At 41.6% G+C, this 12,289-nt stretch carries 8 protein-coding genes and 1 riboswitch; all 8 genes read right to left on the bottom strand.

Going from position 1 to position 12,289, the window contains the following annotated elements; genetic code table 11:
- Positions 1-3: 3 nt before the first annotated feature.
- The 8 genes from FE005_RS11400 to purD all read right to left on the bottom strand — a co-directional run bounded on the left by FE005_RS11400 (position 4) and on the right by purD (position 12,271).
- Positions 4-1,644 carry a dihydrolipoyllysine-residue acetyltransferase gene (locus FE005_RS11400; protein ID WP_005472521.1) on the bottom strand — a complete coding sequence of 547 codons (1,641 nt, stop codon included), beginning with the start codon at positions 1,642-1,644 and terminating at the stop codon, positions 4-6.
- A 25-nt stretch (positions 1,645-1,669) separates the two neighbouring features.
- Positions 1,670-2,647 (bottom strand): alpha-ketoacid dehydrogenase subunit beta, encoded by a 978-nt coding sequence (locus FE005_RS11395; RefSeq protein WP_003127215.1) that lies wholly within the window; start codon positions 2,645-2,647, stop codon positions 1,670-1,672.
- A 2-nt stretch (positions 2,648-2,649) separates the two neighbouring features.
- Entirely contained in the window at positions 2,650-3,759 is a 1,110-nt protein-coding gene (pdhA, locus tag FE005_RS11390; RefSeq protein ID WP_003127214.1) for a pyruvate dehydrogenase (acetyl-transferring) E1 component subunit alpha, read from the bottom strand.
- Positions 3,760-4,193: 434 nt separating this feature from the next.
- Positions 4,194-6,785 (bottom strand): magnesium-translocating P-type ATPase, encoded by a 2,592-nt coding sequence (mgtA, locus tag FE005_RS11385; RefSeq protein ID WP_138371802.1) that lies wholly within the window; start codon positions 6,783-6,785, stop codon positions 4,194-4,196.
- A gap of 270 nt (positions 6,786-7,055) precedes the next feature.
- A riboswitch (M-box (ykoK) riboswitch) is annotated at positions 7,056-7,226 on the bottom strand.
- A gap of 93 nt (positions 7,227-7,319) precedes the next feature.
- A complete protein-coding gene (gene wecB / locus FE005_RS11380) occupies positions 7,320-8,450 on the bottom strand; it encodes a non-hydrolyzing UDP-N-acetylglucosamine 2-epimerase (protein WP_138372215.1) in 1,131 nt (376 codons plus the stop codon).
- 328 nt (positions 8,451-8,778) lie between these two features.
- Complete coding sequence (gene guaC / locus FE005_RS11375) at positions 8,779-9,756, bottom strand: GMP reductase (RefSeq protein ID WP_003127210.1); 978 nt, start codon at positions 9,754-9,756, stop codon at positions 8,779-8,781.
- Positions 9,757-9,966: 210 nt separating this feature from the next.
- Positions 9,967-10,881 (bottom strand): aldo/keto reductase family oxidoreductase, encoded by a 915-nt coding sequence (locus FE005_RS11370; protein ID WP_003127209.1) that lies wholly within the window; start codon positions 10,879-10,881, stop codon positions 9,967-9,969.
- A 136-nt stretch (positions 10,882-11,017) separates the two neighbouring features.
- Positions 11,018-12,271, bottom strand: coding sequence for a phosphoribosylamine--glycine ligase (purD, locus tag FE005_RS11365; RefSeq protein ID WP_138371801.1), 1,254 nt, complete (start codon positions 12,269-12,271; stop codon positions 11,018-11,020).
- Positions 12,272-12,289 lie beyond the last annotated feature (18 nt).

Here is a 12,289-nt window from a genome sequence, read left to right as displayed (position 1 = left end):
TAATCATCCTTCCATCATTAATAGCTCTGGATCAGCTAATAGACGTTTGATATTATTCATTGCTTGTTGCGCTGTTGCACCATCAACGATTCGGTGGTCAAAGCTCAATGAAAGTTTCATTACGCGGCCGACAACGATTTCGCCCTCAGCATTGACGATTGGTTGTTGCGCGATTGTACCAACACCCAAGATAGCTACTTCAGGGTAGTTGATTACTGGTGTGAACCAGCCACCGCCTACAGAACCAATGTTACTGATAGTGATCGTTCCGTTGCGCATGTCATCTGCAGAAAGTTTGCCGTCATGAGCAAGTTTAGCTTTTTCGTTGATTTCATCAGCGATAGCAAACATTCCTTTGCGGTCTGCATCTTTGACATTTGGTACATATAACCCATGATCCGTATCCGTAGCAATACCGATATTGTAGTAGTTTTTGTACACAATTTCTTGTTTTGCATCATCGATTGAAGCATTCAAGATAGGGAATTTTTTGACTGTAGCAGTCAATGCTTTTACAACATATGGCAAGAAAGTAAGTTTTGTGCCATTGGCAGCAGCAACTTCTTTAAATTTCTTACGATTATCCCAAAGATTTGTTACTTCTACTTCATCATGCAATGTTACATGAGGTGCTGTATGTTTGCTGTTGACCATTGCTTTCGCAATTGCTTTACGTGTCGGAGTTAATGCTACACGTTCTTCTAAATCACCCAAGTTAGACTTGAAGGCTTTAGCTGGTGCTGCTGGTTTGCTTTCAGCTGCTGGTGCTTGCGCTTCTTCTTTTGCTGGAGCTGCTGCTTCTGCAGTTGCTGAAGCTCCGCCACCAGATAGGAAGTTCTCAATGTCTTCTTTTGTCACGCGGCCACCTTTGCCAGTTGCAGTTACTTGTGTGATGTCGACATCTTTTTCACGAGCAAATTGACGGACAGAAGGCATTGCTAATACACGTTTGTTTGGATCAGCAGCTTCAACGACACTTGCTGAGCCAGAAGTTTCAACTTTTTCTGGCGCTGCAGTTGGCGCTGCAGAACTAGCAGCTGGTGCACTGTTGTGTCCTGGAGCATCGATTTCTACTAATACATCACCAACATTGGCAACTGTTCCTTCTGATACAAGGATATTTTTTACAGTACCTGTGACTGGAGATGGGATTTCTTCAACTGATTTGTCGTTTTGAACTTCCAATAAAGTATCATCTTCATTGATGGTGTCGCCAGCTTTAACGAACCATTTTACGATTTCGCCTTCTGCAATTCCTTCACCGATATCTGGTAATTTGAATTGGAATACGCCTTCGCCTTCTGAAGAACCAGCAGATGCAGCTTCCGTTGTTGGAACAGCAGCTGGTTGTGCAGGAGTTTGGGCTTGCGCTGCCACACCTGCATCTCCTTCATTGTCTTCATGGCCAGGTGCATCGATTTCTACTAATACATCACCAACATTGGCAACTGTTCCTTCTGATACAAGGATATTTTTTACAGTACCTGTGACTGGAGATGGGATTTCTTCAACTGATTTGTCATTTTGAACTTCCAATAAAGTGTCATCTTCATTGATGGTATCGCCGGGTTTAACGAACCATTTTACGATTTCGCCTTCTGCGATCCCTTCACCGATATCCGGTAATTTAAATTGAAATGCCATTTTCTATTCTTCCCTTCTTCAACTATTAAAAGTTCACGATTTCTTTCACTTTGTCTTCGATATCTTTAGCATTTGGCAACCAGATATTTTCTGCTTGACCGAATGGGAAGATTGTATCTGGAGCAGATACACGTCCAATTGGTGCTTCTAATGAAAGAACCGCACGTTCAGAAATTTCAGAAACGACTTGAGCGCCTACGCCTGCTTGTTTTTGAGCTTCTTGAACAACAACCACACGACCTGTTTTTTCAACAGATTTAATGATTGTTTCCACATCAAGAGGAGCAACTGTACGCAAATCGATAATTTCAGCATTGATGTTTTCTTTTGCTAAGTTATCCGCTGCTTTGATTGCTTCACGAACCATTGCACCATAAGTGATGATCGATACGTCTGTTCCTTCACGAGTCACCGCTGCTTTATCCAATGGAACTTCATACGCTTCTTCTGGCACTTCTTCACGGAATGAACGGTAAAGTTTCATATGTTCTAAGAAAACAACAGGATCATTGCTGCGAATAGAAGCAATTAACAATCCTTTTGCATCGTATGGGTTTGATGGAATCACGACACGGATACCTGGTGATTGAGCAATCAATCCTTCCAAGTTATCTGAGTGCAATTCTGGTGTATGCACACCACCACCAAATGGTGAACGAATCGTAATTGGCAAGTTGCGTGTGCCGCCCATACGGTAGCGAGTACGTGCCATTTGTCCAACGATTTCATCAAATGTTTCAAAAACGAATCCGAAGAATTGAATTTCTGGAACTGGACGGAAACCTTCTAGTGCTAAACCAAAAGCTAAACCGCCGATACCAGATTCAGCAAGAGGGGTATCGAAAACACGATCTTCACCGAATTTTTCTTGTAAACCTTCTGTTGCCCGGAAAACCCCGCCGTTTTTACCGACGTCTTCACCAAAGACTAAAATTTCTTTGTCGTTTTCCATTTCAACAGCTAAGGCATCTGTAATTGCTTGAATCATTGTTTTTTGTGCCATGACTATTTCGACTCCTTCGCTTCGTAAGTTGCAATTTGTTCTTTAATGTTTTGAGGTTGTACTTCAAACATATTTTTCAAGAAATCTGAAACTTTTTGTTTAGGTACACGGTCAGCTTCAGCGATTGCAGCTTTGATTTCTTCTTTAGTTTGTTCAATGATTTGTTCTTCTTTTTCTTCAGACCATAGTCCTTTTTCAGTCAAGTACGTACGGAAGCGAACCAATGGGTCTTTTTGTTGCCATTCGCTGTCCATATCTTTTGAACGGTAACGCGTTGGGTCATCCCCTGATAATGTGTGTGGACCATAACGGTAAGTCAATGTTTCAATCAAAACTGGTCCATTGCCATTTGCTGCCCATTCACGAGCTGCTTTTGATACAGTGTAAACTGCTAATGGATCCATACCATCCACTTGGATTCCTGGGATACCAGCTGCAGCTGCTTTTTGAGCTAATGTTGGCGCAGCACTTTGAACTTCACGAGGTGTTGAAATCGCAAAACCGTTGTTTTGGATGTAGAATACAGCGTTTGCATGGTAAGCACCAGCAAAGTTGATTGCTTCATAGAAGTCCCCTTGTGAAGAACCGCCATCACCTGTATAAGTGAAGACAACATTTTTCTTGTTGCGCTTTTTCAGACCAAGAGCTACACCAGCAGCTTGCACGTATTGCGCACCGATAATGATTTGTGGTGGTAAAGCTTGCAAGTCTTCTGGATAAAGGTTTCCAGCTACGTGTCCGCGAGACCATAAGAACGCTTCTTTCAATGGAAGGCCGTGTTGGATCAATTGAGGGACATCACGGTAACCCGGTAAAAGCACATCTTCTTTTTCAAATGCAAAATGACTTGCTAATTGACTTGCTTCTTGACCAGCTGTTGGCGCGAAGAAACCTAGACGACCTTGACGGTTTAACGCAGTAGAGCGTTGGTCTAATACACGGGACCATACCATGCGAGTCATCAACTCGACTAATTCGTCGTCACTTAGATCAGGTACTAAATCTGGATTTACGATTTTTCCGTCTTTATCTAATGCTTGATAAGTTGGAAAATCTGCATTGACTTGCTCCAAAATTGCTTGGAAATCAAGTGCTTTTTGTTTTTTTGCCATCTTGACACACTTTCCTCTCTGATATAAAAATTCACTTTCGAATGTAACAGGGATAAAATCTGTATCATCGAAAAATCATTTACTACTATAAATTATCATTTAAACGAGAATAAGACAAGTGAAAAGGTATTTTTTTTTAATAAAACGATTCCCATTAGACCAACTCTTAAGAAACGATTAGTGAAAACAATCACATTTAAGCAATCGCTTTCTTGCTTTGCTCCTTATTAAATTCTTTTTTTCTTTTAAGAATAGTACAGACTTCGCCTTTTAACTAAACAGAAACGTAACACCTCGAGGACTTTCCCTTGTGAATGTTCCGACTTAGTAAAATTAGTTTTTTTTGATAATGAGAAAAAAATAATACAGAATAGAATAAAAAAGAAACAGATAGCATAAAAGTTAAAATCTTTTATGACTATCCGTTTCTTTTCTCAGATCCACTCTTTTGTATAATGGATATAGATTCTCTTAGCTACTTCTACGCTTACCAGGTAGGCAAGAATAATGCCGACAAACCATGGCCAGTAAGAAGATGGTAGCGCTGCAAAATCAAAGACTGTGTGCAGCGGCGACAAGATAATACCGAAACCCACCAAAATCGCAAGAACGCTTGACAGTAAGACTGCTGGCGATGCGATACTTTGGAGAAATGGCAGTTTACGCGTCCGGACCATATGCACGACTAATGTTTGCGTCACAAGACCGATCATGAACCAGCCGGCTTGGAACAGCGCTTGTTCTTGAATGGTATTTGCTTGGAACACATGCCACATCACGAAGAATGTCAAGATATCAAAAATACTGCTGACTGGTCCAATGCTTACGGTGAATTTCAATAAGCCTCTGACTTGCCACTTGACTGGTTTTTCTAGTTCTTCCACATCCACATTATCCCAAGGAATAGTCAACTGTGCCATATCATAGACTAGATTTTGCACCAGCAATTGAATAGAAAGCATTGGCAAGAAAGGCAAGAATGCACTAGCGACAAGAATCGAAAAAACATTCCCAAAGTTTGAACTCAATGTCATCTTGATGTATTTCATCATGTTTGTGAAAACTTTACGGCCTTCAATGACCCCTTTATCTAACACATTCAAGCTTTTTTCTAATAAAATGATCGAACTTGCGTCTTTGGTAATGTCTGCGGCCGTATCTACAGAAATACCGACATCAGCAGCCCGCAGTGCAGGCGCATCATTGATTCCATCTCCCATAAATCCGACAGTATGACCATCGGCTTGCAGCGACTGAATGATGCGTGACTTTTGCATAGGATTCAACTTAGCAAATAGATTGACCGCTTCTGCTTTTTCAGCCAATTCTTCATCAGAGAGACGATCAACGTCTATCCCTAGAAGATAGTCGTTCACTTCGATCCCCACATCTTTACACACCTTTTGCGCCACGATCGCATTGTCACCAGTCAAAACTTTCACGTTGACACCATGACCATGTAATGAAGCAATAGCTGTTTTTGCGGACTCTTTCGCTGGGTCTAAAAAGCCCATGAATCCGATCATGATCATATCTTGTTCATCTTCAACTGTGTAGACGGCTTCTGCGTGAGCATCTCGCTTGATTGCTACTGTTAGGACACGCATGCCCTGTTTGTTCAAGCGGTGATTTACCTCACGAAGTTTTTCTCTTAATTCATCTGTCAATTCCAGAACTTGTCCGTTGACTTCCACGTATTTGCAGACTTTCTCCATTTCCTCAGCAGCACCTTTTGTGACCATGATTTGGTGCCCATCTGCTTTGACAACCACTGTTAAACGCCGGCGGGAAAAGTCAAAGGGGATTTCATCCACTTTGATGACTTCTTGATAAGGCGCTTGGCGCTCTGTATCTTCGAAGTAGTTCAATACCGCAATATCCATCAAATTTTTCCAACCTGTTTGATAGTAGGAATTCAAATAGGTCATATCCAACACTTGTTGGTCTTCTTTACCAAACGGATTCAGATGCTGCACTAATACGACGCGATCTTCAGTGATCGTGCCGGTTTTATCCGTACATAAAACGTCCATACTGCCCAAGTTTTGAATCGAAGGCAATTCTTTGACGATCACTTTTTCTTTAGCTAACGACATGGCACCTTTTGCCAAATTACTTGTGACGATCATTGGCAACATTTCCGGAGTCAAGCCAACAGCTACAGCGATTGCGAAGAAAAGGGCTTCTCCCCAGTCGCCTTTTGTCAATCCATTGATCAAAAAGACGATGGGAAACAAAACCATTACCATTCGCAGCAACAATTTACTGACTTTCGTCAAACCATCCTCAAAAGTAGTCTTTCCTCGTTTTGACGTTGCATTTTTGGCAATATCACCAAAAAAAGTACTTTGACCGGTTTTTAAAATAATTGCTTTACCTTGTCCACTAAGGACATCCGTTCCCATGAAAACCAAATCTTGCATATCTAATGCGGAAATCGTTTCTTTAGAATCTTTGATCCCAGCATCGACAAATTTTTCCACCGGCATAGATTCTCCGGTCAGAGAAGATTGATTGATAAATAAATCTTTTGTCCAAATCAAAATAGCATCTGCCGGAATCATATCCCCGGTTGCCAATGTCACGATGTCTCCTGGTACGACTTCATCCATCGGAATCTCGATCGTTTCGCCGTCTCGAGTGACAGAACATGTATTTTCAATTAATTCTTTTAAGGCCAAACTTGCTTTTTGCGAACGATATTCTTGCACGAATGTGATCGTAACACTTGCTAAGATCATGATTCCCATCACGACCACTGCTTCATAATCACCTGTGAAAAAAGAAATGACCATCAGCAAAGCCAAAACTAATACAAAAGGATCTTTGAAAGCACTTAAAAACATCAGCCAAGCAGGTGTTGGTTTTTGTGCATCTACTTGGTTTGGTCCATATTCTTCCAGACGTTCTGCTGCATCCTCTTTTGATAGTCCATTAAACGAAGTCCGCATTTCCATCAGCAACTCTCTTTCCGAAAGTTGTGCAAGTAATTTTAATTCTTGATCTTTAGATAATTTTTTTAACATCTTCTTTTCCTCCTATAACTAGGAGTTGCATTTGCTACCCCTAGCATTCTTTTTATTGTTCATCTGGGGACTGGGGTATTCCATGTTCATCTTCCTCTCTGTTTATCAAGCAAGAAACTCTGGATCATGCAGAAGTGTTGGTCAAAAATAAAGGCAGTCAGCAATTGTCTTGCAGCACCTCATAAAGGTCTGTATGTATCAGCTAAAATAAAGGCATCAGTGACCATTAACACAAAAAAACGCATGCTCCCAATAAGCATGCGTAAAAAAACTCATGATCATTGTAGAGCTTTAGCACTATAGGGCGTAGATAACTTGACGTTATCAGCTGCTTTGGGTTTAACCTTCACGATTAGACCTGTCCTACCAACTAAGCATCTCTCGATACTTTTGCGGCAGCAGCTTGTGTCCATATAGGAGCCTCACCTAACAATTATTTATTTCTATCCTCACTATAGTCTATCTAATTATATAGGTCAACCATTATGTGAAAATACTTTTGTTATTTTTTCAATTCCATTTTCAGTTTTTGGATCATTGGATCGAAGGATCTGCCATTCCGGACAGACGGTAATATTGAGCCAATACTTCTTTGATTCGCTGACTTGCTTTACCATCACCATAAGGATTTTCAGCATGCGCCATTGCGGTATATGCAGCGTGATCCTGCAACAACTGCTTCGTTGCTTGATACACATCCTCTTCCCCTGTACCGACCAATTTCAACGTTCCTGCCGCAATGCCTTCTGGACGTTCAGTTGTGTCCCGCAACACCAATACAGGAACACCGAGAGAAGGGGCTTCTTCCTGGACACCGCCGGAATCAGTTAGAATCAATGTGCTTTGGTTGGCAAAATTGTGAAAATCGATGACATCTAAAGGTTCAATCAATGTAACATTCTCTAAAGCACCCAGAGTTTCTTGAGCAATTTCTCGAACTTCGGGATTTTTATGCATCGGAAAAACGACTGAGACTTCTGGAAACTCGCCTGCGATTCGAGCCAATGCCTGAAAAACATTCTTCATCGGCTGACCTAAATTCTCTCTGCGGTGCATCGTCAACAAAATCTTTCGCTGTTTTCTGTCTGTTAGTGTAGGATGCTGATAGTCTTGAGAAACAGTGTAGCGCATGGCATCAATCGCGGTATTGCCGGTGACAAAGATGGCTTCTGGATCATGATTTTCCGCAAGTAGATTTTCTTTACTTTGAAGCGTTGGAGCAAAGTAAAGATCCGCTAGCACATCGATGAGTTGCCGGTTGGCTTCTTCCGGATAGGGTGATCGTTTATTCCACGTCCGCAAACCAGCTTCAACATGACCGATCGGGATCTGAGCGTAAAAAGCTGCGGTTGCTGCGGCATATGCCGTTGTTGTGTCACCATGAACAAGCACAATTGACGGTTTTTCTTGGTGGAGAATCGGTTCTAATTCCAGCAAGACTTTTGTAGTGATGCCGGTCAACGTCTGTCCCAATGTCATGATATCCAAGTCGTAATCAGGTTCGATCGCAAAAACCTCTAATACTTGATCTAACATCTCGCGATGTTGGGCTGTCACCACGACAATTGATTGAAATCGAGGATCAGCCTCTAATTCTTTTACCAAAGGCGCCATCTTGATGGCTTCCGGTCTTGTCCCAAAAACGGACATTACTTTGATAGTCAAACACTCACCTGCTTCTTTCTGCATGTTTACTTTATTGTTATTGCTCTTACTCACTTAGTCAACTGAATATCCGCTTTTAGCTCAGAATATTTTTTTAGTTTTTTTCATCATTTCTTCTATTATAACGAAAGATTAAGAAAAACCAAATAGTCGATAGAGATGATTCCACAAAAAGCAGAAGGTCAGCGCTGAAAATAAAAAAACCAAAAGACTTGTTACCCTCAGCAGCAAGTGATAAGAATGTTTTCCTATCGCTTGCTGCAAGACCAAGAAATCTTTTGGATCGAACTTTTATTCATGCCACTGTCAATTCTACAGCCGAAGCAACTTAAATTGTATCGCCATTGAAAATCGAGTTTTTCACGATCACATAATCAACTTTTCGAATCGATTCGAGGTCTTTGCCACCGGCATAGGAGATCGATGATTGTAGATCTTGCTGCATCTCAACCAAAGTATCTTTCAAAGAACCTTTGTAAGGGATCCAGATTTTTTTCCCTTCGACGTTTTTCTTTTCCCCTTTTTGGAATTCAGAAGCAGAGCCAAAGTATTCTTTTAAAACGACACCATTTTCGACTTTTGTTTCCCCGGGAGATTCTTCATGTCCAGCAAACAATGAACCAATCATGACCATCGTTGCCCCAAAACGAACAGATTTTGCGATATCTCCATGGGTGCGGATTCCCCCATCGGCGATAATCGGCTTGCGAGCTGCTTTTGCACACCAGCGTAATGCAGCTAATTGCCACCCACCAGTTCCAAAACCAGTTTTGATTTTAGTGATACAAACTTTCCCTGGTCCGATCCCAACTTTCGTTGCATCCGCGCCGGCATTTTCCAATTCTCGGACCGCTTCAGGTGTACCAACGTTCCCTGCGATCACAAAAGCATCTGGTAAATGTTTTTTGATATGTTGGATCATATTGATGACAGCATTGGAATGTCCATGGGCAATATCGATCGTAATGTAATCAGGCACCAGTCCTTCAGCAGCCAATGTTTCGACAAAAGTATACTCATAGTCTTTGACACCGACACTGATCGAAGAGATCAGGCCTTTTTCCTTCATTTTTTTGATAAAAGGAATGCGGGCTGCTTCGTCAAAACGATGCATAATATAAAAATAGCCATTTTCAGCTAAAAATTCTGCGATTGATTCATCAATGATCGTTTGCATATTTGCAGGAACGACCGGCATTTTAAATGAATGTTTGCCTAAAGTAACCGTCGTATCACATTCTGAACGGCTATTCACGATACATTTATTAGGGATCAATTGTATATCTTCGTAATCAAAAACTTTCATGTCAAACATAAAAATATCCTCCAAATCTTGATAAGAGTGAAGCAAGCATCAAATGGCTGTCGCCTATTTTTAATGCCCACAACAATTTAAACCAGCTCACTCATAAATACAAGTGTTTTAGAATCTTTTTTTTAAAAAGCAACAGGAATGTTCGTCTTTTACGAACATTCCTGAGATAGTTTCCATTAAATAAAGGGTTTCTTCTTTTTTTTAAGGTAAAATATTGCCAGCTGCCAAATATACTTCATACCATTCTTGGCGTGTCAACACAATCGTAGATGCCTTAGCGATCTCTTCGATACGATGCGGCGTCATCGTGCCTGCGATCACCTGCATATTTGCTGGGTGCCGTAGAATCCAAGCAGATGCGATTCCTGTCGCAGTCGTTTGATACTTCTCAGCCAATTCTTCTAGTTTTGCATTCAGTTCTGGGAATTTCTCATTTCCGATGAAGACACCTTCAAAGAATCCATATTGGTATGGCGACCACGCTTGGATCGTCATATCATTCAGCCGAGAATACTCAAGAATGCCGCCATCATGATCGACACTGCCGCTATCCGTCATATTGACATGGATGCCTCGATCGATCATTCCAGTATGCATGATGCCAAATTGCAATTGATTGGCCAGCAATGGTTGAGAGACATATTTTTTCAACAATTCGATTTGACCAGGATTTTGATTGCTGACTCCAAAATACTTAACTTTTCCCGCTTTTTCCAGCTCGTCGAAAGCAGCAGCGACTTCTTCGGGCTCCACTAACGTATCCGGGCGATGCAACAGCAACGCGTCAAGATAATCCATTTTCAAGCGTTTCAAACTGCCTTCAACGGATTTAATAATGTGTTCTTTCGAAAAATCGAACATTTTCCCTGGGACGATACCACATTTCGATTGAATGAAAAGATCTTCCCTTTTATATTCGGTTTGTGCAAGGGCATCTGCAAAAATACTTTCGCATTCGCCACCGCCATAGATATCTGCATGATCAAAGAAAGTAATACCATTCTCGATTGCTGTCGTCAGTACAGCTACAGGATCTTTTGCATTATTGATTCGCATCAATCCCAAAATGACACTTGAAACTTCTAAATCGGTTGAACCAAATTTAATTTTTTTCACGTATTTTTCCTCCTCTGTTTGCTCTTCTATTTTAGCATATCCGTTTGAAAACGCTACCTCTTTTTAAGAAAAAAAGATCGCTGTTCTCTCATCAGCGATCTTTTGTTTAAACGATGGAACCAAAGAGAAGTTGCGGTTACTTTAATGCTTTGGCACCAATATCTTTTCGATAAAACATCTTGTTCAAAGGCATTTTTGCTAGCGCTCGGTAAACTCTCTTTTGCGCTTCCTCCAAAGAAGCACCTTGCCCTTCCGCTAAAAATACTCGCCCGCCTGCTGCCACCAATTCTCCTGCTCTTTCAGCAACCCCTGCATAAAACAGTTGAACATCTTCAGCCGCTTTTTGCGGAATGATCATTCCCTGTTGATAGGTTTCTGGATACCCTTCAGCCGCCACGACCACACCAACAGAAAACTGCTGATTCCAAGTAATTTCCGGCTGTCTTCCATTGAGCAATGCATCAATAATCTGAGCTAACCCACTCGTTAGCCGACTCAAAACGACTTGCGTCTCTGGATCTCCAAAACGAGCATTGAATTCAATCACTTTAGGTCCTTCAACTGTGGCAATCAGCCCCGCATATAAAATACCCGTAAAGGGTGTTCCTTGATCAATCATTCCTGTAGCAGCCGGGATCAAAACCGTCTCGATTGCTTGATCGATCATTGACTGAGGAATTTGCGGAACAGGAGAGTAAGCTCCCATTCCACCAGTATTCGGTCCTTCATCCCCATCAAACGCTCGTTTATGATCTTGCGCAATCACCATGGGATAAACTTGCTCTTCATGAACAAAAGCCAGCAGCGAAAACTCTTCTCCTTCCAGAAAATCTTCGATCACAACTTTGGCACCACTTTGACCAAATTTTTGTTCTTCCAACATTTCTTCTACCGCAGCCAGTGCCTGATCCACTGTTGCTGCGACAACGACCCCTTTTCCAGCAGCTAAACCGTCTGCTTTGATTACGATTGGGGCACCTTTTTCTTGGATATACGCTTTCGCTTTTTCACTATCTACAAAAGACTGGTATTCAGCGGTTGGAATCTGATATTTTGCCATCAATTCTTTGGCAAATTCCTTCGAACCTTCAATCATCGCCGCTGCTTTATTTGGGCCAAAAATGTTCAATCCTGCAGCTTGGAAATCATCAACGATGCCATTAAGCAAAGGAACTTCAGGGCCTACAAAGGTCCAATCGATGGCCATCTCTTTTGCAAACGCGATCAAGCTTTGATGGTCTGTTTCAGGGATAGCAACTACCTGAATGCCATCGCTGACCATGCCCGGATTCCCTTTCGCGCAGTAGACTGTTTCTACGATCGGATCTGCGAGTAATTTCTTGGCGATTGCATGTTCCCTACCACCACTACCAATAACTAAAAGCTTCATCTGCTCCTCCTGAATTTA

Source organism: Enterococcus sp. M190262, from assembly GCF_005843965.1.
In the GTDB taxonomy this organism is placed as follows: Bacteria; Bacillota; Bacilli; order Lactobacillales; family Enterococcaceae; genus Enterococcus_D; species Enterococcus_D gallinarum.
Note: the sequence above shows the minus strand (reverse complement) of the source record. Positions and strands in the feature narration are given on the sequence as shown.